General features: G+C 54.6%; 19 protein-coding genes and 1 tRNA gene. 16 read left to right on the top strand and 4 right to left on the bottom strand.

Annotated features, from left to right (window positions below):
* The first annotated feature begins 86 nt into the window (after nt 1-86).
* On the top strand, nt 87-3917 hold the full coding sequence (locus tag LF95_RS17280) for a YhdP family protein (RefSeq protein WP_073956432.1): 3831 nt from the start codon (nt 87-89) through the stop codon (nt 3915-3917).
* 88 nt (nt 3918-4005) lie between these two features.
* On the opposite strand, the gene tyrS is transcribed toward LF95_RS17280, so the two are convergent.
* Complete coding sequence (gene tyrS / locus LF95_RS17275) at nt 4006-5259, bottom strand: tyrosine--tRNA ligase (RefSeq protein ID WP_073956431.1); 1254 nt, start codon at nt 5257-5259, stop codon at nt 4006-4008.
* Between the two features lie 257 nt (nt 5260-5516).
* On the opposite strand from tyrS, the gene LF95_RS17270 reads away from it, so the two are divergent.
* Nucleotides 5517-6632 carry an anhydro-N-acetylmuramic acid kinase gene (locus LF95_RS17270; RefSeq protein WP_073956430.1) on the top strand — a complete coding sequence of 372 codons (1116 nt, stop codon included), beginning with the start codon at nt 5517-5519 and terminating at the stop codon, nt 6630-6632.
* Between the two features lie 43 nt (nt 6633-6675).
* Here the strand turns inward: LF95_RS17270 and LF95_RS17265 are convergent, their stop codons facing one another.
* Entirely contained in the window at nt 6676-7314 is a 639-nt protein-coding gene (locus LF95_RS17265; RefSeq protein WP_073956429.1) for an alpha/beta hydrolase, read from the bottom strand.
* Nucleotides 7315-7558: 244 nt separating this feature from the next.
* Between LF95_RS17265 and cysE the strand changes: the two genes are divergently transcribed.
* From cysE to LF95_RS17200, 13 genes are all read left to right on the top strand, one after another.
* On the top strand, nt 7559-8293 hold the full coding sequence (gene cysE, locus LF95_RS17260; protein ID WP_073956428.1) for a serine O-acetyltransferase: 735 nt from the start codon (nt 7559-7561) through the stop codon (nt 8291-8293).
* A 95-nt stretch (nt 8294-8388) separates the two neighbouring features.
* A complete protein-coding gene (locus tag LF95_RS17255; protein ID WP_073956427.1) occupies nt 8389-8868 on the top strand; it encodes an Rrf2 family transcriptional regulator in 480 nt (159 codons plus the stop codon).
* A 71-nt stretch (nt 8869-8939) separates the two neighbouring features.
* Nucleotides 8940-10070, top strand: a complete 1131-nt coding sequence (locus tag LF95_RS17250; protein WP_073956426.1) for a cysteine desulfurase family protein — start codon at nt 8940-8942, stop codon at nt 10068-10070.
* A 24-nt stretch (nt 10071-10094) separates the two neighbouring features.
* Nucleotides 10095-11318 (top strand): IscS subfamily cysteine desulfurase, encoded by a 1224-nt coding sequence (locus LF95_RS17245; RefSeq protein ID WP_073956425.1) that lies wholly within the window; start codon nt 10095-10097, stop codon nt 11316-11318.
* Between the two features lie 60 nt (nt 11319-11378).
* On the top strand, nt 11379-11783 hold the full coding sequence (gene iscU / locus LF95_RS17240) for a Fe-S cluster assembly scaffold IscU (protein WP_073956424.1): 405 nt from the start codon (nt 11379-11381) through the stop codon (nt 11781-11783).
* Between the two features lie 45 nt (nt 11784-11828).
* Nucleotides 11829-12170 (top strand): HesB/IscA family protein, encoded by a 342-nt coding sequence (locus tag LF95_RS17235; RefSeq protein WP_073956423.1) that lies wholly within the window; start codon nt 11829-11831, stop codon nt 12168-12170.
* A gap of 223 nt (nt 12171-12393) precedes the next feature.
* On the top strand, nt 12394-13032 hold the full coding sequence (gene hscB / locus LF95_RS17230; protein WP_073956422.1) for a Fe-S protein assembly co-chaperone HscB: 639 nt from the start codon (nt 12394-12396) through the stop codon (nt 13030-13032).
* Nucleotides 13033-13053: 21 nt separating this feature from the next.
* Entirely contained in the window at nt 13054-14961 is a 1908-nt protein-coding gene (gene hscA, locus LF95_RS17225; protein WP_073956421.1) for a Fe-S protein assembly chaperone HscA, read from the top strand.
* 114 nt (nt 14962-15075) lie between these two features.
* Nucleotides 15076-15411, top strand: a complete 336-nt coding sequence (locus LF95_RS17220; protein WP_073956420.1) for a ferredoxin family 2Fe-2S iron-sulfur cluster binding protein — start codon at nt 15076-15078, stop codon at nt 15409-15411.
* Between the two features lie 51 nt (nt 15412-15462).
* Nucleotides 15463-15660, top strand: a complete 198-nt coding sequence (iscX, locus tag LF95_RS17215; RefSeq protein ID WP_073956419.1) for a Fe-S cluster assembly protein IscX — start codon at nt 15463-15465, stop codon at nt 15658-15660.
* 110 nt (nt 15661-15770) lie between these two features.
* Nucleotides 15771-16469: a thiaminase II gene (gene tenA / locus LF95_RS17210; RefSeq protein WP_073956418.1), complete on the top strand. Its 699-nt coding sequence runs from the start codon at nt 15771-15773 to the stop codon at nt 16467-16469.
* Between the two features lie 138 nt (nt 16470-16607).
* Nucleotides 16608-17765 (top strand): tRNA 2-thiouridine(34) synthase MnmA, encoded by a 1158-nt coding sequence (gene mnmA / locus LF95_RS17205; RefSeq protein WP_073956417.1) that lies wholly within the window; start codon nt 16608-16610, stop codon nt 17763-17765.
* A 300-nt stretch (nt 17766-18065) separates the two neighbouring features.
* Nucleotides 18066-18142 (top strand) — tRNA-Met (locus tag LF95_RS17200).
* A 224-nt stretch (nt 18143-18366) separates the two neighbouring features.
* Here LF95_RS17200 and LF95_RS17195 read toward each other — a convergent pair.
* Both LF95_RS17195 and LF95_RS17190 read right to left on the bottom strand, forming a co-directional pair.
* Nucleotides 18367-19773 (bottom strand): RtcB family protein, encoded by a 1407-nt coding sequence (locus LF95_RS17195; protein ID WP_073956415.1) that lies wholly within the window; start codon nt 19771-19773, stop codon nt 18367-18369.
* Nucleotides 19774-20935: 1162 nt separating this feature from the next.
* Nucleotides 20936-22492: a TROVE domain-containing protein gene (locus tag LF95_RS17190; RefSeq protein ID WP_073956414.1), complete on the bottom strand. Its 1557-nt coding sequence runs from the start codon at nt 22490-22492 to the stop codon at nt 20936-20938.
* A gap of 175 nt (nt 22493-22667) precedes the next feature.
* On the opposite strand from LF95_RS17190, the gene rtcR reads away from it, so the two are divergent.
* Nucleotides 22668-24248 (top strand): RNA repair transcriptional activator RtcR, encoded by a 1581-nt coding sequence (gene rtcR / locus LF95_RS17185; RefSeq protein ID WP_073956413.1) that lies wholly within the window; start codon nt 22668-22670, stop codon nt 24246-24248.
* Nucleotides 24249-24270 lie beyond the last annotated feature (22 nt).

The raw sequence follows: 24270 nt of genomic DNA, 5'->3' as shown, positions 1-24270 counted from the left end.
AAAATTATGGAAACCCTTTGTCTTGTGGGGCGTTGTTATTGTGATCAAACTATTGCCCGATATGCGGGTTTGGAGAAGACAGGTCATTGAGGCACGTTAAAAAACTTTCCGGAATTGTCGCCGCCCTGTTCGCATTTTGCGCACTGTTTGTGGGTGTATTTTCCGGCGTGCTGATCTGGCGCGTATCGCAAGGGCCTGTATCTCTTAACTTTATTGCGCCCTATATCCTTGAGGAACTAAACAAAAGCTCTGGCGACCTGAAATTCGATGTTCAGGATATGGTGCTGGTTTGGCGTGGCTGGGAAGAGAAATTTGACGTTCGGATGCGCCAGATTTCGGTGCGCCAGACTGACGGGCATGAATTATTACGCATGCCCGCGGCGGATGTCGTGTTTTCCAGTCGTGCCCTTTTTAAAGGCATTTTTGCCCTGCGCGAGGTCGATCTGATTGCACCGCGCTTGCGCCTGATCCGCCATCGTGACGGGCAGCTTGATTTTGGATTGTCGGCTGATCTCTCCGATATCAGCCCCGATCAGAATAAAGAGGCGGATGGCAATAAACAGGGTGCTGATCAGACAACGGCGCGGGTCCCCGATATGCAGGAACCGACCGAACCTGCAAATACACCGGTAATGTCAACACCCATTCCCGATGCCGACAAAAACACCGCGTTGGAGCCACACGCGGCAACTGTGCCGAAAACCGGCACGGAAAAAGATAGCGAAAATGACCTGGCGACAGAAGCGCAGACAAAACCTGCGCCCGCCGCTGCGCCGGAGGATGGCAAAACCAGTGCTGATGCAGCCACGCCACCTGTGACAGAAGCCGGACAGGACAATATTGAAAATGGACCAGATCAAAAGGCAGCGCCCGGCAAACCAGATGCGGGGACTGTCACTGACGCCAAAAATGCAGGGGATGCGGGCGACAAAACCGAACAGGAACTGGTTTCAGGCAGTGCGTTGATGCGACGCGTTGTCGCTATTCTGTCAGGCGAGGCGGCGGATTTTCCGGCAGCGGCCTATTTTGAAAGCTTTGGTATTTATGATGCCGATCTCAGGGTTGAGGATCGCCTGTTGGGTGTGACCTGGTCGGCCCCGAAATCGCAAATTCGTCTGGCACGCCGCCCCGGCGGGATTGATGCGGACATGAAGCTGTCGATTAATGCCGGTGCCTTGACAACAGATGTAACGGCAACAGCCAGCTATTCTACCCATGATGAACGCATTGCCTTGAAAGCGCGTGTTGGCAAGGTTATTCCGGCCTCGCTTTCGACGATTTCGTCTGAATTTATTGGCCTGGACCGTTTTGATTTGCCGGTATCGGGCACGTTTGATGCCAATCTTGGCGCGGATGGCAGCATTTTTGATATTGTTGCCAATCTGGATGTTGGGGCGGGCCGGATACAACTGCCAACACCCCTTAACGCGGTTTATGATATTGATGGGGGCAAGGCGACGGTTCAATACCAGCCCGGTAAGCTGGCGTTTCGGGATGTCAGTGTGACCACGGGGAAAACCGGCATTAAGGTGAATTCCGAAATTGATCATCCACTGGGCAACTGGGCCGTAAAACTGACGGCCGAGGCGACTGACGTTGCGACGGACGATTTAAGCAATTTGTGGCCCGAGACACTGGGCGATAATCCGCGCGAATGGGTGACCAAAAACCTGTCGGGGGGCGGGGTTCAGGTTGCCACGATTGATTTGGCAATGCACCGGGGCGATGACGGCGCAGCGGCGATTGATCATATCAAAGGTGATATGACGATGTCGGATATTGATGTGCAGTATCTGCCCGGTATGCCCAAGGTGCAAAAGGCCGCTGGTCGAGCGGAGTTTAATGCCAACAGCTTTAGTATTTTTGTTGATAAAGGGGCTGTCGATGGCATCACCGTTGATAGCGCCAAGCTGGTTTTCTCGCAACTCGATACGGATAATGAATGGGCCGATATCGAGTTTGTCGCACATGGTGGTGTGCGCGATGCCCTTAAGCTGATTGACCATGAACCGCTGGGTTTTGCAAAAAAACTTCAGATCGATCCCGGTCAATTGTCCGGTCAGCAGGCAACCCGGGTAGAGCTTTCTTTTCCGTTGCTATCTGATTTGTCCTTTGATGATGTTAAAGTTGCTGCGGCATCTCGCCTTGAAAAGGTTTCTGTCAAAAAGGCGTTTCGTAATCTCAGCCTTAAGGACGGTAATTTTGAACTTCAGGTGAATACCAAGGGCCTGGAGCTTTCGGGCGATGCCGCAATTGGGACCGGGCACAATACCATTAACTGGGTTGAAAGTTTTGATGGTCAAACGCCGTTGACCAGCCATTATCAGATTGGGGGCACATTTGATTTGGCCGCCCTGAATGATATTGGCATTGATGTGTCTGCGTTTCTTTCTGGGCAGGCGAGTGGTGATGTTGAAATCAGGGTGATCCGTGCCGGAGGCGTTGAGGTTATTGCCAAAGGCGACCTTGCCAAGAGTGTGATTGACCTGAAAGAAGCAGATTACCACAAAGATGCGGGGCAACCGTCAAAGCTGGCATTTGACATTCTGTTTGGTGCAAATGGCGGCGGGACGGTCCGCAATGTCGATTTGACCGCGCCGGATGTCGCCATTTTGGCAAGTGGCCGCTGGCGTGGTGAGAATACCCTGGATGACAAATTACATTTCGATATTACGAATGGTCATTTCCGCGAAAATAGCGGCGTGAACGGTACCTTTGTGATCAATAATGCGGGTGTTTTGAAGGTCGATCTGCAAGGTGATCAGATTGATTTACGGCCTTTCCTGACCCCCAAGGGTGTGGCAAAGGAACCGAATGCCAATTCGTCGGGCAGTACGACAGATGGTAAGGCCAATAACACCAGCATGAGCACTGAATTCTCGGCGATTAACATAAACCTTGAAGCCAGCCGCTTTTATGCCAAGGGCGATAGCCCGGTGATTGAAGAGGGTCATCTTGCCTATCGTCGTAAAAATAACGATTCTGAAATTGATGTTAAAGCTGCGCGATTTGATGCACGTCCGTGGCTGATTTCCAAGTCTTCGCAAACATCGCCCCAACCCGCCAGCGCAAAAGAAAATACCAAACCGGCCAATAAAGGCCCGGATAGTGGCGGGATAGGGCAGGAAACTACCCGCAAGGGCGGGAAGATGGAAATCTATCTTGATTTCGGCGAGTTGCTTGCTGCGCGTGATCAGGTTGTTCAAAAACTTAAAGGTTCCATTCATGTCGAAGGCGAAGAATGGCGGTCGATTGTTCTGAATGGCAAGCTGAATGGCACTGCCAATGTGTTTGCCCAGGTCGAACCACTTGCCGATGGTAAGCGGAAGGTGCAACTGACATCGGAAGATGCTGGCCGTTTTCTGGCGGCTATTGATCTCTATGGCGATATGCGAGACGGGAAAATGAAAGTGCAGGGCACGGTGGATGATCATGCCTATTCACAACCCTTTACCGGAACTGCCCATATTGAAAATTTCCGTATTGTGAATGCGCCGCTTGCCGCGCGTGTGTTAAATGCCGCTTCTTTGTTTGGTTTGGTGGATTCCCTTCAGGGAAAGGGAGTTGTGTTTGATGCCATGGATGGCGATTTCACCTATGCCAGCAATGTGTTGACCCTCTCCAAGGTCGCGGCGAATGGTTCTGCCATTGGTGTTACCGCCAACGGGAATATTGACTTGGCACAGGACAGAATCAAACTGGCCGGGTCGATTGTGCCATTTTATGCCGTGAATTCCGTTTTGGGTAAAATTCCGCTGATTGGCGATTTGCTGGTTGGCGAGGAAGGTGGCGGCGTGTTTGCGCCCACCTATACGGTCGACGGGCCGTTTGAAAACCCGGATATATCGGTTAACCCGCTCTCAACCATCGTACCCGGAGTGTTCCGGAACCTGATCACCGGTGCCAAGCCCGGTTAAATTTTGAGCAGTGCAAAAGCATAAAAAAAACGCCCGGTTCATGCCAGCCGGGCGTTTTTTCGTTTGTTGTTCGTGCCGGTGCGAAATATCAGACCGGACGCACCAGAACATGGCGTTTTTTACCGGCCGAAAGTTTGATCACGCCCGTTGCATCAATCGCATCGGCACTGATGATCTGGTTTTCATCGTCAACCTTTTCATCATTGATCTTGGCACCACCACCCTTGACCAGACGGCGGGCTTCACCGCCCGATTTGGCAAGGTCGGCCCGGCGGAACAGATCAAATGCCGGAATGCCGGCATCCAGATCGGCTTTGGCAATTTCAACGGTCGGCAGACTGTCGGCCAAAACACCTTCTTCAAAGGTTTTGCGCGCGGTTTCGGCAGCGGCAAGGGCGGCTTCTTCGCCCCGGCAAAGTTTTACCGCCTCGAATGCCAGCACTTTTTTGGCATCATTAATCGCTGCCCCTTCAAGTTTGGCATATTCGTCGATCTGTTCTAGCGAAAGCTCGGTGAACAGCCTCATGAATTTGATAACGTCGGCATCTTCAGTGTTGCGCCAGAACTGGTAGTAATCATAGGCCGACAGGCGTTCTTCGTTCAGCCATACCGCACCCGATGCGGTTTTGCCCATTTTCGCACCCGATGCGGTGGTGATCAGTGGCGTGGTCAGGCCAAACAGCGCACTGTCATCGACACGACGGCCCAGTTCAACACCGTTAACGATATTGCCCCACTGGTCCGAACCACCCATTTGCAGGACGCAACCATATTTGCGTTGCAGTTCGACGAAGTCGTAGGCCTGCAGAATCATATAGTTGAATTCCAGAAAACTCAGCGACTGTTCCCGGTCCAGACGCAGCTTGACGGAATCAAAGCTGAGCATGCGGTTGACCGAGAAATGACGGCCAAAATCACGCAGAAATTCGATGTAATTGATTTTATCGAGCCAATCGGCATTGTTGACCATGACCGCATCGGTCGGGCCATCGCCAAAAGTCAGGAACTGCTGGAAAACCCGTTTGATGCCAGCCATGTTATTGGCGATGATTTCATCGGTCAGTACCGGACGGGCATCGTCACGGCCAGTTGGATCGCCGATACGGGTGGTGCCGCCGCCCATCAGAACAATCGGCTTGTGGCCGGTTTTCTGCAGCCAGCGCAGCATCATGATCGATACCAGCGAGCCCACATGCAGGCTGTCTGCGGTGCAATCATAACCCACATAGCACACCACCTTCTTTTCTGATGCATAGGCATCAAGGCCTTCAATATCAGTGCATTGGTGGATATAACCGCGGTCGTTCATGACGCGGAGAAAGTCAGACTTGATATCAGTCATGGTTTTTGCGCTATGTTGGTTGTGATTGAAAATTCGAGCCGCTAATTTCTGCGGAGGCGATGATCTAGCACATTCATGGCAAAAGGGGCAATGATGCAACCGTGTTTGGGGGCTGATCTTCACTTTGTCTCGTTTTATTGCGAACTTTTGGCTGAAAAGACGATTGAACTGCGTCTCAAATATCAGATGGATTCTGCCTTGTTCGGTTTCGATATTTGACGATAAGCTGCCGGTCTTATTGACGCTTGAGGGACGAGATGAAAAACGACTGGATCACGGCAATCGGCATGATGAGCGGGACGTCACTGGATGGTGTGGATGCGGCTCTGATCGAAACCGATGGTGTTGACGTTCGTCGTCTCGGGCAGTCGGTTTTTGTGCCTTATGTCCCGGAACTGCGTGAACGCATGCGGGGTTGTTTTGGCAATCGCAATGCCACCAATTCAGAACATGTCGTGGCCGATGATCTGACCCGGGTACATATTGATGCTGTCGAGATGTTGCTTGCCAAGGCAGGCTTGTCATCCGGGGATATTGGCGTGATTGGTTTTCATGGGCAAACCGTGTTTCATGAACCGGCATCCCGCCTGACGCGGCAAATCGGAACACCGGACATGTTGGCCGAAAAAACCGGTATCCCGGTTGTTGCCGATTTCCGATTGGCCGATGTTGCTGCGGGCGGGGAGGGCGCACCTTTGGCGCCGGTTTATCATGCGGCATTGATGAAAAGTGCCGGTGTGGCGGTTCCCGTCGCGGTGCTGAATATCGGTGGCGTCTCCAACGTAACCTGGATTGGTGCGGATGACGATTTGCTGGCCTTTGATTGTGGGCCGGGTAATGCGCGCATTGATGACTGGATGTTGCGCCATACCGGTAATCCGGTCGATTTGAACGGGGCGACGGCGGCATCGGGCAAGGCCGACCCGATGGTGGAGGTTAATTTCCTGAAAGATCCGTATTTTGACCGGATACCCCCAAAATCGCTGGATCGCGAGGATATGGCAGCGCATATCGATGCGCTGGTGGCAGAGGCAAAGCTGAATGTGGCGGATGGTGCGGCAACACTTGCCAATTGCACGGTGGCGGCTATCGTTGCCGGTGTGAATCATTTGCCCGTCGCCCCCAAAAGCTGGTTTGTTTGCGGCGGTGGGCGGCACAATGATTATGTGATGGCGAAACTTGGCGCGCGCCTTGGCGTGCCGGTGCGATCGGTCGATGAACTGGATTGGGATGGCGATGCGGTCGAGGCAGAATGTTTTGGCTATCTGGCCGTGCGGCACTTGCGCAATTTGCCGCTGAGTTTTCCGGGGACGACCGGGGTTTCCGAACCCTGCTGTGGTGGCAGGTTGTATACAAAGAAAAAGGCCGCCTGACGGGGCGACCTTTTTTCATTTTTCGGGCTGGCTTGCGGGCCTGTCAGGCGCCGCGTTTGTCAAGATAGGCCGACGCGTGACGGATCACTTCTTCCTGCTGTTTGGCAAAATAGTGATCGGCACCTTCGATAAGGCACATATCAACTTCAATACCTTTTTGCGCATTCAGCTTGTCGCCCAGCTTGGTCACGGAATTGACTGGGATGTTTTCATCGCGTTTTCCGTGAATCAGGATGCCCGACGACGGGCAGGGGGCAAGGAAGGTGAAATCATAATCGCTGGCCGGTGCGGCAACCGAGATGAAACCGTCAATTTCCGGGCGGCGCATCAAAAGCTGCATGCCAATCCAGGCACCAAAGGAATATCCGGCAACCCAGGTTGACCGGGAATTGGTGTTATACGTTTGCATCCAGTCCAGCGCCGACGCCGCATCCGACAATTCGCCGATGCCGTGGTCATAAACGCCCTGCGAGCGGCCAACACCGCGGAAATTGAACCGCATGACCGAATAGCCGCGATCCTTAAACATGTTAAACATGTTAAAGCACAGCTTGTTGTTCATTGTCCCGCCCTGCTGGGGGTGCGGGTGTAGGATAAGGGCGATGGGCGAATCGTCAGCACCGTTATGATGATAACGTCCGTCTAGGCGCCCTTCGGGGCCGTTAAAAATGACCTCAGGCATGGATCAGACAGCTCCTGTCCGCAAGTGGGTGTGCAGTAGGAAGAATATACCCGAGTAGTTTTGTGAGGTTTTTTGTTCTGCTGCCATAAATTGCTTGGGGCAAATACTTGACCACGTTACTCGGTTATCCTATATTTCGGTCAACCGGACAGCCAAAACGATACGTGTTGCGTAAAACGCGGCGCAGTTTCGATGCGGCCGGTTGCCGGGAATCGAAGCTACTTATTACACAGGGGACAGCCCCATGTTCAAGATAATTCGCCAGGAAATAGACGCGATGATCGCGCGTGATCCCGCGGCACGTTCCCGCTGGGAGGTCGTGTTAAGCTATCCGGCGTTTCATGCGATCATGGGATATCGCTGCACGAACTGGCTGTGGAAGCGCGGTTTCCGGATAACAGCACGGTTTTTTTCGCAGATTATGCGCTGGCTGACCGGGATCGAAATTCATCCGGGTGCCACGATTGGTAAACGCTTTTTTATCGATCACGGCATGGGTGTTGTGATTGGTGAAACCGCCGAAATCGGCGATGACGTGACCCTGTATCAGGGTGTTACGCTGGGCGGGACAGCGCCAAGTGTTGATAGTGACGGGCAGCGCGGCCTTAAACGCCACCCGACACTGGAAGATGGCGTGATCGTTGGTTCCGGGGCGCAAATTCTGGGGCCCTTTACGGTGCGCAAGAATGCCCGGATCGGTGGTAATGCCGTCGTTCTGGCGGAGGTTCCCGAAGGGGCAACCGTGGTGGGTATTCCGGCGAAGATTGTTCGCCGTGAAAAAGATGACCGGTTTTGTGCCTATGGTACACCGGTGGGCGATCTGCCGGACCCGGTGGCGCGCGCCCTTGATGAACTTTCGCGCGAAGTTCAGGGATTGCGCCAGCGCGTGGTGGAACTTGAAAGCGAGCATAAGCAAGAGGACGGTTATGTCCCTGCTTCAACCCCGGAAAAGCCACGGATTGTGGCTGCTTCGGAATAGGGCTCATCGTCTGTTCGAAAGCCGTTTTGCGGCAAATTGAAATCGAAAGCCTGGACATTGTTTGATAATGCGATGCACAGGCAGGAGGACACGCTGTGAAGTTAAGTACGAAAGGCCGCTATGCGGTGATGGCAATGGTGGATCTGGCAGATAGTGGCCGGGAACGCCCCGTTGCTCTTGCCGACATTGCCGAGCGTCAGGAAATTTCGCTGTCCTATCTGGAACAACTGTTTGGCAAGCTGCGCAAGGGCGGGTTGGTCCGTTCGGTGCGTGGGCCGGGTGGCGGTTACATGCTGGCGCGTTCCGCGCAGGAAACCCGTATTGCCGATGTTATTTTGGCGGTGGACGAACCCATTCGTGCAACGCGGTGCAAGTCTGGTTCGCCAAAGGGCTGCAAGGCGGACAAGGGCCGCTGCCTGACCCATGAATTGTGGGAAGAATTGGGCAACCAGATTTATCTTTATCTTTCCTCGGTCAGCCTGGCCGACGTGGTGGATCGCAAGATTGCCGGTGTCGGCCGGATGTTCGATAGCCGGACCACCCAAATTCACGAGCCGCAGGTGGCCGCGCAATAAGGTGGTCGCCCCGGTTTAAGGGCAATGGCATTTTGGTTTAACACCGTAACGTAAAGACAGCATACGACGTGATGAAAAAGCAGGTTTACCTTGATTACAACGCAAGCGCGCCGATGATTGCCGCCGCAAAGGATGCAGTGGTGGCAGCCCTTGACGTTGCGGGAAACCCGTCATCCGTGCATGGGGCCGGGCGGGAGGCCCGCAAGATTATTGATCATGCGCGGCGCAGTGTTGCCGACATGGTTGGCGGCGACGCCGAACGCATCATTTTTACCAGTGGCGGCACCGAAGCCAACAATTTGGCGCTGAATGGCCTGGAAGATGTTGTGGTCCTGACCAGTGCGGTTGAACATCCCGCCGTGATCGAAGCGCGGCACGATGCCCGGCGCATTCCGGTGGATGGCAACGGGGTCATTGACCTGAACGCTTTGGAAGACATGTTAAGGGCATGTCAGGAAGCTGGCGAAAAGGTGCTGGTGTCGGTGATGCTGGCGAATAATGAAACCGGCGTTATCCAGCCTGTGGCAAAGGCTGCCCTGTTGGCCCGCGAATATGGTGCCAAAATCCATTGTGATGCGGTGCAGGCCATCGGCCGGATGCCGGTGGATATGGGCCAGTTGCTGGTTGATATGGTGTCTGTTTCCGCGCACAAATTTGGCGGCCCCAAAGGGGTTGGTGCCCTGGCAATTGCGCCTGGCGTGATGCTGGTGCCGCAAATTCGCGGTGGCGGGCAGGAAAAATACCGCCGGGGCGGGACGGAAAATGTGGCTGGTATTGCGGGCCTGGGTGCCGCTGCCCTGCAGGTCCAAAACCGTTATGCTGCTGCTGATGAGATCAAGGCCAAACGGGACCGTTTGGAAAACGAAATTCTGGTACATGCGCCAGAAGTGGTGATTGCGGGCCGAAATGCCGAACGCCTTGGCAATACAACTTGCCTGATCCTGCCTGGCATGCCCGGTGAAACCCAGGTAATGGCAATGGATTTGGCCGGTGTGGCAATCAGTTCGGGGTCTGCCTGTTCGTCAGGCAAGGTTCGTGAAAGCCACGTCTTGAAGGAAATGGGTGTTGCAGAACCGGGCTCGGCCATTCGGGTCAGTCTAGGGCCTGAAACAACTAACGAAGAGATCGATCTGTTTATCCGTGTTTGGAGCCGGATGCGGGACAATGCAGAGCGCAAGAAACTTGCGCGTAATGCAGCCTGAGAAAATGAGTGAGGATGCCTTAAAATGAACGAGCTTAAAGCAAAGCCGATCTATCTGGACTATCAGGCGACAACGCCGACCGACCCGCGTGTCGTTGATGCAATGCTGCCTTATTTCTATGAGAAATTCGGTAATGCCCACTCGCGGAACCATTCGTTCGGCTGGGAAGCCGAAGACGCGATCGAGCTTGCCCGTGGGCAGGTTGCCTCGATTATCGGTGCATCATCCAAGGAAATTATTTTTACCTCGGGTGCGACGGAATCCAACAACCTGGCGCTTAAGGGCGTGATGAAGTTTTACGGCAAGAAAAAGCCGCATCTCATCACCACCGTAACGGAACACAAATGCGTTCTCGACAGTGCCCGCCATCTGGAACAGGAAGGGTATAAAGTTACCTATCTTCCGGTTCAGCAGAATGGCCTGGTTGACCTTGAGCAACTGAAAGAAGCGATTACCGATGAAACGGCCCTGGTTTCGATCATGGCGGTTCACAATGAAATCGGTGTGATCCAGCCGCTGAAGGAAATTGGTGAAATTTGCCGCGAACGCGGTGTGTTCTTCCATTGTGATGCCGCCCAGGCGGTTGGCAAAATTCCGCTGGATGTCAACGATATGAAAATCGACCTGATGTCGATTTCGGGTCACAAGATTTATGGCCCTAAAGGCGTTGGCGCCCTGTTTGTCCGCCGTCGTCCGCGGGTGCGTGTTGTTGCCCAGATCACCGGTGGTGGTCAGGAACGCGGCATGCGTTCGGGCACGTTGCCGACCCCGCTGATCGTGGGCCTTGGCAAGGCATGTGACATTGCCCAGAACGAAATGGCCGAAGAAAACGCCCGCATTATGGAACTGCGTAATTATACGCTGAACCGTTTCCGCGAACGTCTGGCCGACATTTACCTAAATGGCGACGAGGAAAACCGCGTCGCTGGCAACCTCAATATCTCTTTTGCCTATGTCGAGGGTGAAAGCCTTCTGATGGGCATCAAGAATATTGCGGTATCGTCGGGTTCCGCCTGCACCTCTGCGTCGCTGGAGCCGTCCTATGTGCTGCGTGCCCTAGGTGTTGACGAAGAACTGGCCCACACCTCGCTTCGTATCGGCATTGGTCGCTTTACCACCCGCGAAGAACTTGACCAGGCTGTTGATGCGATCTGCAACGAAGTGGAACGCCTGCGTGAAATGAGCCCGCTTTGGGAAATGGCGCAGGAAGGCATCGACATAAAATCTATCGAGTGGGCCGAGCATTAATCGCCTGGCGTACTATATTAAAATCAAGAGAGACACAGGACTTCTAGGAGGGTTCTAAAAATGGCTTACAGTGAAAAACTCATCGATCATTACGAAAACCCGCGCAATGTTGGTTCGTTTGACAAAAACGAATCTTCGGTTGGTACCGGCCTTGTTGGCGCTCCGGCTTGCGGCGACGTGATGAAATTGCAGATCAAGGTTTCGGCAGAAGGCATCATTGAAGATGCGAAATTCAAAACCTTTGGCTGTGGTTCCGCGATTGCGTCAAGCTCGCTGATCACCGAATGGGTCAAGGGCAAGACGATTGCCGAAGCCGGTGCGATCAAGAACTCGCAGATTGCCGAAGAACTGGCATTGCCGCCGGTTAAAATTCACTGCTCGATCCTTGCGGAAGACGCGATCAAGGCCGCGATCAGTGATTACAATACCAAAAACGGCAAAGCCGAGGTTGAAGCGGCTGAATAAGCCGCTTTACCAACCAGCTGACGATCTGGAGACAAGGAGACCAGGATGGCATTACCGGCCCCTATCAATGTAACACCCAGTGCGCTTGATCATATCAAGGCATTGCTGGCAAGCCGCGGCAAACCGTCTGCGGGTATCCGTTTGGGTGTGCGCAGCAAGGGTTGTTCGGGTCTGTCATACACGCTGGAATACGCCGATGATGAAAGCGGGTTCGACGAAGTCGTACAGCTTGATGACGGCGTGAAGCTGATGATCGACCCCAAGGCAATCATGTTTGTGCTGGGTACCGAAATGGATTATTCGGTCGATAAAATGGAAGAAGGTTTCGTCTTTCGTAATCCCAACGAAAAAGGGCGTTGCGGTTGTGGGGAATCCTTCCACGTTTAATGTCGCCGGGTTTCCGGCCCTGATCTGGAGGATGGCCCCGGTGCTTGCGCCGGGGCCATCCCTTGATAGCCGCAAATTTACAGTCGGTTCACAGTCGGCATTTGCAACCCGGGAAAAAGGCCACCCAAAGGGCCAAGCGGGTTGCATATGGCGGAAAAGTGGCGTGACCGGCAATGTTGCATTGCCGTTTGCATGACAAAAACACGATACAGGCCAAAATATTATGACTGCTGCGTCAGAACAGAGCAAATCCAACACCGGTGGCGATAAGACCTGCTGGTCCTGTAAGGGGCCGGTGGCGGCGGTGGCGCTGTTTTGTGATACCTGCGGGGCCATTCAGGCTCCCGGCCAGCTGGATCATTTTGCCCGTTTTGAAATCCCGCGTGATTTCAATGTCGATATTGATGCCGTTGAGGCCCAGTACCTCAAGCAGCAGCAAACCCTGCACCCGGACCGTTTCGCCACCAAATCGGCACGCGAGAAGTCCCTGTCGCAGCAACAGGCCGCCAGCCTGAATGATGCCTTTGAAACCCTGAAAAACCCGGTTTCGCGTGCGGAATATATGATGCGCATGAACGGGGTGGAGCCCGAAGGCGGCGAGGGACAAACCGTAAATGACCCCGCCCTGCTGATGGAGGCAATGGAAATGCGCGAGGCCCTGGATGATGCCGGGGACCGTGCGGCAATTGATGCAATTGTGCGTGACGTGCGTAAAATGGCGCGCGATTGCGAAAAGGAAGTGGCAACGGCGATCAATAGCGGGGCCTATGATGCGGCCCGCAAATTGACGACGCGGTTGCGTTATCTGTTAAAAATGGCGCAGGAAGCGCGTGCCAAAAAGGCGCGCTTGGCTGCGGCCTGATACAATAAACGGATTGAATTTATGGCTTTGCTGACCATCCACGAACCCGGACAAACCCCGCTTCCCCACGAGGAAGAACGTAAACTGGCGGTCGGGATTGATTTGGGCACAACCAACTCGGTCGTGGCGATGTCGCGCAACGAAAAATCCGAAGTGCTGCGCAATGCCGATGGCGGATCCGCCATTGTGCCGTCGGTGGTACATTATGCCACGGATGGCACCGTCACCGTTGGCGAGGATGCCCGTGATCTGATCGACAGCCAGGCCAGTCAGGTGGTTTCCTCGGTCAAGCGGCTGATGGGCAGGGGCCTTGAGGATGTCAAATCGGTGGCGGGAACGCTGCCGTATCATGTTGAAATTCCCGAAGCGCCAACCGATGCCGATAATGCCGAACCACAAATGGTGCGCCTGAATGTTGGCAACCGGGTGTTAACCCCGGTCGAGGTGTCGGCCGATATTTTACGCACCCTGAAAACCCGGGCCGAACAGGCGCTGGAGCAGGATGTGGAACAGGCCGTGATTACGGTGCCTGCCTATTTTGACGATGCGGCGCGCACCGCGACCAAGGATGCCGCCAAACTGGCCGGGATCGAGGTTTTGCGCCTGGTTAACGAACCAACCGCAGCAGCCCTTGCCTATGGCCTCGATAACGGGGCAGAGGGGCTTTACGCTGTTTATGATCTGGGTGGGGGCACCTTTGATATTTCGCTTCTGAAAATGCAAAAGGGCGTTTTTCAGGTGAAATCCACCGGAGGTGATGCGGCCCTGGGCGGCGATGATTTTGACCATGCGATTGTCGAGGCCATTTTGGCTGACCGCAAGGGGCAGGGCATTGCCGATAATATCGATTCTTCGGCAGCCAAGCGCCTGCTGAAAATCGCCCGTGCCATCAAGGAAGCCCTGACCGATCAGGACCAGATTGATGTGGCCGTGGATATTAATGACAGCGAAACCACGCATAGCATCACCCGCGCCGATTTTGATGCCATGATCGCACCGATGGTGGCACGCACGGTTTCAATCACCGAACAGGTGCTTGATGATGCCGATGTGCTGCCCGAAGACGTCAAGGGTGTGGTGCTGGTGGGTGGTTCCACCCGTGTGCCTGCGGTGCGTGCTGCTGTTGCCGCCCTGTTTGAACAGGAGCCTCTTTCCAATATCGATCCGGACGAAGTGGTGGCCGTCGGTGCTGCCCTGCAGGCCGAGGCGCTGACGGGCGGGTCGGATAACCTGCTTTTGGATGTTATTCCGCTGTCGCTGGGACTGGAAACAATGGGCGGGATTGTTGAAAAGGTCATTGACCGCAACACGCCGATCCCGGTTGCCAAGGGCCAGGAATTTACCACTTATCAGGATGGTCAGAGTGCCATGATGATCCATGTGGTGCAGGGCGAACGCGAAATGGTCGATCAATGCCGCTCGCTTGCACGCTTTGTGCTCAGCGGCATTCCGCCAATGGCGGCGGGGGCGGCGCGCATTCGTGTAACCTTCCAGGTGGATGCCGATGGTCTGTTAACCGTTTCCGCCCGCGAAGAAACCACGGGGGTCGAGCAGGAAGTGGCCGTGAAGCCCACCTATGGCATTAACGAAGCGGACATGGCGAATATGCTGCGCGACAGCATGGTGCATGCCCGCGACGATATGGAACTGCGCCTGCTGACCGAAGCCCGGGTAGAGGCGCGACGTAATATTCTGGCTGTTCAGGCGGCCATGAAGGCCGATGCCGAATTGCTCGATGATCAGGATAAGACAGCCATTGATGCGGCGGTCGGCGAACTTGAGGCCGCCATGCAGGGCGATGACCGCCAGGTGATTAATGATCTGGCCGAGGCACTGGACGCGGCATCGCGCCCGTTTGCCGAAAAACGCATGGATCGCGGCATTCGCCGCGCACTTGCTGGCCAGAATGTGAACAATGTCAGCCCTTAATCGGGCGCAGATGAATTGACAAATGGTGCCGCTACGGCGATTGTCCCGCACATCGCCATAGCGGGTTGATAAACAGAGATCGAAACAGAATTAAATTCGAGGAGAAAGGCGCAGATGCCCAAGATCGTTTTTGTAGAACCTGACGGTACGGAAAAGGAATTCGAGGTCGCCGACGGGTTGTCCGTTCTTGAAGCCGCGCATAAAAACGGCATCGATCTGGAAGGTGCCTGCGAAGGCTCGCTGGCATGTTCGACCTGCCACGTTGTTGTGGATGGCGACTGGTTCGACAAACTGGAAGAACCCAGTGAAGACGAAGAAGACATGCTGGACCTGGCTTTTGGCCTGACAGAAACGTCGCGTCTTGGCTGCCAGATCATCATGAGCGACGAGCTGGACGGCCTGCGCGTGAAGCTGCCTTCGGCCACTCGTAACATGATGGTCGACAAGTAATCAGCAGGCCTGTTTGCCGCCTTGCCTTTTCACCCGCAAAAGGGGACGACGATGCGCTGGACAGATACTTACGATATCGCGATCGAACTTGAAGAAGCCCATCCGGATGTAGATAACCTGCATCTTCGCTTTACCGATTTGCACAAATGGGTTTGCGAATTGCCCGGCTTTGATGACGATCCCGAAGCATCGAACGAAAAAATCCTTGAGGCCATCCAGATGGCATGGATCGAGGAACGCGAAGATTAAGGCCAGTAGCCGGGTCTTTGCCGATTTAAAAGATGGACCAGTCCCGCCAACGCGGGCTGGTCTGATCTGTTTTTGAACCGTAATGTTTTTGCAAAACAGGATCAGATGCCATGACCAGCCCCTTTACCGACATTATCCCGCAAAGCAGTCTGTTTGGCCGCCTGCGTGCCAATGCGCCGGATGTCTGGCAAAGCTATGTGGATCATGAATTTGTCCGCAAGCTGGGCGATGGTACCCTGCCGCAGGAATGTTTCCGCCATTACCTGATCCAGGATTACCTGTTTCTGATCCAGTTTGCCCGTGCCTATGCCCTTGCGGTCTATAAGGCCGATGATCTGGCCGCCATGCGCCAGTTCTCACAAACGGTGTCGGCGATTCTCGATATGGAAATGAGCCTGCATCTTGAATTTTGCAAAGGCTGGGGCCTTTCCGAAGGCGATATTGTCAGCCAGCCGGAAGCGCGTGCAACGGTGGGTTATACGCGCTATGTGCTGGAAAAGGGCCATCAGGGCGATGTGATTGACCTGCAGGTGGCTGTGATGCCCTGTATGGTGGGCTATGCCGAAATCGCAAACCGGTTGATGGCAAGTTCTGATACAAAACTGGACGGCAATCCTTACCGCGCATGGATTGAAATGTATGCGTCGGAGGATTTCCAGAATGTTGCCAAGGCGGAAATTACCTTGCTCGATGCCCTGGCGCAAAAACGCGGTGGCGAAGGCCGCATTGCCGATTTGACGCAAACCTTCGCGATGGCAAGCCGCCTTGAAGCCGATTTTTGGCAAATGGGCCTTGATCTGGCAAAATAGGCGGCAACGCCTATATGGGCATAACGGAATACGTATGAAGGTGCACAAGCACCAAACGCATTAAAACAGATATCTGATCAGAGATCGACAATCTGGTCGCCATCGCCTTGACCGATGGTGGGCCAAGGGAATTTGACGATGAACAGTCTTGGAATAGACAAAGCCCCCGAAGATACCCGCGTGGTTGTTGCCATGTCGGGCGGGGTGGATAGCTCGGCCGCCGCCGCCCTTTTGAAATCCGAAGGGTATGACGTGGTGGGGATTACCCTGCAGCTTTATGATATGGGCGCAAACGCACCGTCGCGGGCGAAATCCTGCTGTGCCGGGCGCGATATTTACGATGCCCGCAAGGTGGCCGAGGATATTGATATTCCTTATTATGTCCTTGATTACGAAAGCCGCTTTCGCGAAGAAGTGATCGACGATTTTGCCGATAGCTATCTGCGCGGCGAAACGCCGATTCCCTGTGTCAAATGCAATCAGACCGTCAAATTCCGCGATTTACTGGAAACCGCCCATGATCTGGGCGCGGATTGCATGGCAACCGGCCATTATGTGCAGCGTAAACTGGGCGCAAACGGGCAGGCGGAACTGCACCGCGCTGCCGATGCCAACCGCGATCAAAGCTATTTCCTGTTCACTACCACCCAGGACCAGCTGGATTTCCTGCGATTCCCGTTGGGTCATTTAACGTCCAAGGCCGAAACCCGCGCACTTGCCGCCCGGTTTGGCCTTGAAGTGGCCGATAAGCCCGACAGCCAGGATATTTGCTTTGTGCCCGATGGCAAATATGCCCGTCTGGTCGAAAAACTGCGCCCCGAAGCAGGCGAACCGGGCCAGATTGTCGATGTGAATGGCACTGTGATGGGCGATCATCGCGGGCTGATCCATTACACGGTCGGCCAGCGTCGCGGCCTTAATATCGGTGGCACGGCGGAACCGCTTTATGTGGTCAAACTGGTGCCCGAAACCCGGCAGGTCATTGTTGGCCCCAAATCAGCACTGGCAAAGCACAGCATCTATATCAAGGAACTGAACTGGCTCGGTGCAGCTTCCATCGATCCCGAAGGTGTTGAGGTCGAAGTCAAACTGCGTTCCGCAATGGCTCCGGCCACGGCAACCATCTATCCGGTGGCCGATGCCCCCGGTCAGGCGCGGATTGATTTGCATGCGCCGCAATTTGGCATCGCGCCGGGGCAGGCCGGTGTGATCTATCAGGGCGACCGTGTGCTGGGCGGCGGCTGGATCAGCAGCCAGGAACATAACACCGCCACAGATGGCGCCCACGCCGCCTAAAACGCGCCAGGAAGGCATCGGACGGTTACCGACTTATCCATCGGTGTTTTCGTCTGATGCAAGCCTGTAGGCCCAAATAAGGGGCTATCAGACATCCCTTTGCAATTTAACCCGCCATATCGGGCAGGATGCGCCCTTTGGCCTGTGCCAGAGGGCGTTTTTTCAAGGCTTTGTGCCACTTGCGATTTTGTCGGAATCTTTTTTGACAAAAACGTCAAAAAGGCGCTTGACGGGGGCGGTTCCCTGACGTAAAAACCGCCCCGTTCCGGACAACACGGAACACCAAAGACAAAGCCATATGGCGGAGTAGCTCAGCTGGTTAGAGCAGCGGAATCATAATCCGCGTGTCGGGGGTTCAAGTCCCTCCTCCGCTACCAATTCAAAAGCCCGGTTCTCACGAGCCGGGCTTTTGCTTTATGCAAAATGTGCTTGCAATGGACGGGGATGAGCCGAAAACTCCGGGGTCTCGGCGCGGTTACGTTTGTCTTGTGGCCGGGCATCCTGCTGATTGCGGCTGGAAGATGCAATGCAGTCCTTTTTCTCGGCAACAACGTTATTTGGCAGTGCCGGCAAGGTTCGGCTGCTCGAACTGACAATCCTCTCATCGTCTGCCCGCTTTGCGTAGCCGCCAGACAGGCGGAACATTGCCGGCCATGATGCAGCCATACGGGTCGATATAGTCGTCAATATCTGCGAGACCGTAGGACTCGATCTGAGACACCACGTTTTCGGCGCTCTTGTAGCCGGACGGCAGTTCGGAAATGTCAATTCCACCGGCGTGGAAGCGGATATCCAGCCCGTCCGTTTCCGCCTTCAGCATGGCTTCCGGCGTCGTGTTTTCTGAACGGCGGCGATGCTCGGAGCGGGAAAAATTGCGCCCCGCGCCATGCGGGCTGAAGCCAAGGCCCGTTTCGGCATCCTTGCCACGCACCACCAGCACAGGCTCGGACATGTTGAGAGGGATGAGGGTCAGACCCGTTGCATCACTTGCATAACCGTCCCAGGCAGGCGTGGCACCTTTGCCGTGATAGAAGAGATCGCCACGTTTGAAGACGAAATTATGTTCGTTCCAGAAACGCTCGCCCATGTCCTGCACCCCGGCCGTCTCAACGGTGGCTTGATGGATGGCATTATGGTTGGCCTTTGTCCATTTGCGGATCAGTTGCAAGGCGTCCCAATAGTCCTGTCCCTCCCGTGTATCGACCGGAATCCAGGCATTTTGCTTCAGGGTCTGCGGTGAAAGCTGCTTGCGGAAACGTTCAGCAACCGTCATGCCATGCTTGTAGAGAAGCGCACCCGGACCGCGCGAACCGTGATGGGTTATCATCGCCGTTCGTCCCGTTTTGCGTGAACGGCCTACAAACAGGAAGTGGTTCCCGTCTCCTTGTGTGCCCATATGCTCTTGCGCCATGCGCAAGGCTTTGGGGTGGTTCAGAAACGGGTTCTCGCGAAACGCATCCATCAGGGCGAGTGAAACGGTGAAACGCTGGCCCTGCGGGCGACCGCCCGGACCGAAATGCGTTACCGATTGTGCAGCATTCAACACGGTCTTCGGGTCTGCATATCCCAGGTCGGTCATCATAACCGAGCAACAGATATCGGCTGAATGCATGCCAGGGTGAATAGCATTGCGTGCTGCAACCACGCCGCCAACCGGGATCGTACCTGTCGGTCCCGCGGGACAGGCATCGGGCATGATCGCACCGGCAACAATCGTCGGCGTGCGCATCAGCTCAACCATGGTTTCACGAACCTTGGAGAGATTGTTCTCTTCGTCGGGGTGAGCGATCTGAATATTTTCGTGAAACGTCAGTTCACCCCTGGCACGAAGATTGAGAGGAACAACTTTCTCGCTTTCAAGCGCTTCGCGAATCTGATCAATGACCACGCCCTCGGCTTGCAGGGTATTGGCGCGTTCAATCAGTTTCGGAAAGTGCTTGCCCGGCTCATGTCCCCACTGTTTCAAGTGATTTCCGGTGATGGTTTCAAGCCCGTTTTCTTCCGTCATTATCTTTTCCTCTGCATTGGGGGCTAGAGTATTTGCAAGACAAATATTCAGCCGCCGGGGTGTTCCGGGTCGGGGTAAGCCAACACGGCAGGTCCCCTGCTACTTTTGACGAGTGCGTCTATCTGTGGTCCTGCGGCCACCCCCGCTTGCAACTTTCATCGTTTCATGAATCCAATTAATAGAGGCTTCAAGCCTTCTTGAAGGGAGTCCGGGCGACAAAAGAGAAGAAACATTTGGGAGGCCGCCCCGCACAAGCTTTTGGCTTGCACGTTTGCCGTCTGGGCGCAGGCCTGGAGGGGAGTTGAACCCACACACCTTCCCGATTGTGCCATGTAGTTCCTTCGGCATTCGCCAGGATATTCCTTTTACATTCAGACGGAGGACAATGGATTGTGAGACGTTGCCTGATTCGAACAGGCTGGTTTCCAATGTAGTCCCACAGGTATTCCTCCTGTGTGTTTTCGCCTTCCTTGAGAAAGCTGCGGCGACAAGTGTGTTGTGAAACGTATGTGCTCTGCTCTACCGACTGAGCTACGTGGTCGTGACCACGGCGGGAGTCGAACCCGCGACCTGGGCATTACAGTTGATGTAGTTCCACTGGTATTCGCCGCATCATTCCTTCTGTCAGTGCGAATTGCGGATTTTCGTTTTCAGTTCCCGGCGACAAAGGAGAAGAAACGTTGGGAGGCCGCCCCGCACAAGCTTTTGGCTTGTACGTTTGCCGTCTGGGCGCTGGCCTGGAGGGGAGTTGAACCCACACACCTTCCCGATTGTGCCATGTAGTTCCTTTAGCATTCGCCAGGATCTTCCTTTTACATATTCAGATGGAGGACAAGGGATTGTGAGACATTGCCTGTTTCAAACAGGCTGGTTGCCAATGTAGTCCCACGGGCATTCCTCCTATGTGTTTCCGCTTTCCTTGGAAAAGCTGCGGCGACAAGTGTGTTGTGAAACGTAAGTGCTTTGCTCTACCGACTGAGCTACGTGGCCGTGACCACGGCGGGACTCGAACCCGCGACATGGGCATTACAGTTGATGTAGTTCCACTGGCATTCGCCGCATCTCCTCAAGATGTCTGGTCAGGTCTGGCGGACAAGGTGTCCATGAGATCATGTGCTAAAGGACAGGATGTAGTCCCATGAGCATTCCGCCAGACCTGTTTTCAAATCTCGATCCTTTTAATCTGTTCCACCCAATGCTCCGGGCCATTTTGGCCGTTGGAGAAGGTGGCGATCTGATCGAATACCGCGTCGGAAAATCCGCCGATGTTCAACACATCTTCACGGTTTTTCACCTGCGTTGTGCCGTAAGGCGCGATGTCGATGCACACCAGCTTTGCCTTCGGGTTGCGCTGTTTTAAAACAGCCCATTCCTGGGCCATGCCCGTTGAGCGCGAACCGTTCAAGTCGTCCATCCAGGACTGATTGTCCGAGACGAATACAACAAGATCCGGCGTCTTTTTGCGCTTGTTCAGCCACTTCAGCGGTGCGGAGCAGTCCGTTCCGCCACCCCCAAGTTTTGCCAACCGTCCGGCATTCGTCAGGATCGTGTCGCGCGGCTCCAGACGTGCGTTTCGCACGTCAAAGTCGAACGGCAGTACCTCGCAGTGCCGGTTTGTCCGCAGGAACGCGGCCGCAACAAGGGCGGCGACATCCACATGACGCACGGTCGAAGTCGCGCCGCGGCGATATCCCGTGACCGGAAAGGTCATCGAGCCTGACACGTCAGGGCAAACAACAACCGAGCCTTCGACCTGCGGCACGTTCTGCACTGCGATTTCCATCGCATCATGCAGTGCGTCCACGATTTCGCGCGGCACCTTGCCGATGACGTTCTGCGCTGCGACCATCAACTGATAGGGAAACGCACGTGCCTTGGCGATCGCCTGCTGGTTGGCAAGTAGCTCGGCCACATGTTTCACATTTGCCTGATCGTTGAAAACGCCGTGGCGTTCAAACGTATTCAGGTTCTGTCGCACCATCTGCCACGAGCTCTTGCGGGCGATGGTGGCCCAATGCTCGGTCGACAGATTAAGCTGGGTCAACATCTGGAACGGCACATCTGGCACTTTGCCTTCGCCAGTTTCCTTGAAGGCCAGCCATTCACGAACGGCTTCCGGCAGAAGTGCGACGTCGCAAGGGCGTCCGATGATCCAGGCAAACAGGGCTTCGCGTTCGCGGCTAACCGGCTTCGGGTGAACCATCTTCAGCACATCAGCCAGCGATGGCGCATTCCCGATATTGGCCTGCAGCAATGCGCGGTCTGATGCGCCATTGAGCCAGTTCTGCACCATGCTCTTGGGCGCACTTCCCAGAGATTTGCGCCCGGTCTGACCAGAACGAACCACTTGCACAAAGTTGCGCAACATCTTGCCATTATCGACGACGCGGCCAAAGACGGCACGAAAGAGCACGGGGTCACGGCGGGCAAGAACCGCCAACAGCACGGCTGGCATGTCCTTCATGTGACCCTTTTTACGAGCGTAGATTGCGGTCTGCGCCAGAAAATAGGGGTCGACGCGTTCGGCAAGTTCGAGAACCTTGTCCAGTTCAGTCTGTGCATCCTGATAGAACAGATCCCCAAAAGTACCCGTAACAGCCAACTGCGCCAGCTTGTGCTCATCTTCATAGGCATAGGCCTTTGCGCCATGCATATTGGTGTCTGTTGCCTTTGGGAGCAGCTTTCCCACGATTGTCGCAAACACGGATTTGTTCGCCATTTGCTTCTTCCTTCTGTTTTGATGTCCAAGTTTTGCCACGACGGATGCACAGAAAAAAGAAAAAAGAAAAAATCTCATAAGTTATTGATATTAATATATAAAATAAGTATTTTCGGATTTCGTCTTTTCCATATAATATAATTTATTATAGCCATATATCTATTTGGATACGGTCATGAAAAATGTTGTCATAGGTTTTCTCGGAACGCAGCTCGATATGGGTAAGAAACGGCGGTGGCGGCCCACCGTAAGTCTGGTGGAGCATGAAGACTTCCCGATCGAGCGGCTGGAAATCCTGTACGACATGAATTTTAATCGCCTGGCCCAGCAGGTGAAGCGGTCGATAGAGAAGGTTTCTCCGCAGACCGAGGTCTTGCTGCGCAATCTCGACCTGAAGGACCCTTGGGACTTTCAGGAGGTTTACGGAAAGCTCTTCGATTTCGCGCGTGCATACGGGTTTGATGAACACCGGGAGCGGTATCATGTGCACCTGACCACTGGCTCTCATGTGGCGCAGATATGCTGGTTTCTCCTCACAGAAAGCCGTCACGTGCCGGCACGCCTGATCCAGACCGGGCCGCCGCGAGAGGATGACGGTCAACCAAAACTTGACATCATTGATCTCGATCTCAGCCGCTACAATGCGCTGCAGCAGCGTTTCGATAAGCTGGCGCGTGAATATGGTGACCAACTGAAGGGCGGTATCGAAACCCGCAACGACACATATAATGCCCTGATCGACCGGATAGAACTGGTCGCGAGCAACTCGGACGAGCCGATCCTGCTTCTTGGCGAAACCGGCACGGGCAAGAGCCAACTGGCTGAACGCATCTATAATCTGAAACTCGATCGCCGCCGCGTGAAGGGCAGGCTCGTGCATGTGAATTGCGCGACGCTGAACGGAGGTGATGCGGTGGCTATGCTTTTCGGTCAGCAGCGCGGTTATACCGGACATGCTGGCTCGGAGCGTCGCGGCCTTTTACGGGAGGCAGATGGCGGTATCCTGTTTCTAGACGAGGTCGATGAGCTGGGCTTGAGCGAACAATCAATCATTCTGCACGCGATCGAGACTGGACGGTTTTATCCTTTGGGTTCAGACCACGAGGTTTCCAGCCGTTTCCAGATTATTGCAGGTGCCAATCGAGATTTGCGGACACTTGTTTCCCAAGGTCGTTTTCGGCCCGATCTTTTGTCGCGTCTCAACATGTGGCGTTTTGAACTTCCGCCGCTGCGCGAGCGGCGCGAGGATATCGAGTCAAACTTGCTCTATGAATTGGCCCGCTCGGAAAAGGAACTGGGGAACCAGGTGGGCTTCAACGCGGACGCCCGTGACAAATATCTGAAATTTGCGACTAGTCCGGCAACAACTTGGCCGGGAAATTTCCGCGATTTCCGGGGTTCCGTGCGCCGACTGTGCATTCTCTCGCCGCGTGGGCGCATCACCAAGGCGATGGTGGAAGCGGAAATCGAAACCCTTCAGCACGACTGGAGCAGCGCCAGCTCCAATAGCGATTTTAAGCTCGTGGAGGCGCTGATGGGGGAGGAAGCAAACGACATTGACCCATTCGATATGGTGCAATTGGCCCTGGTACTCCGCACATGTCGCCAAGCCTCCAGTCTTAGCGAGGCCGGTCGCATGCTTTACGCAAAGTCCCGCGATAAACGTCGTATCCAGAACGATGCTGACCGACTGCGAAAATATCTATCGAAGTTCGGCCTGGAATGGAGCGTGATTGCAGGCACCAAAACCGTATAGGATGGTTTTAAAACCGCTGCTG

The organism is Thalassospira sp. TSL5-1 (assembly GCF_001907695.1).
In the GTDB taxonomy this organism is placed as follows: domain Bacteria; phylum Pseudomonadota; class Alphaproteobacteria; order Rhodospirillales; family Thalassospiraceae; genus Thalassospira.
This window is presented reverse-complemented; position numbering and strand designations above follow the sequence as displayed.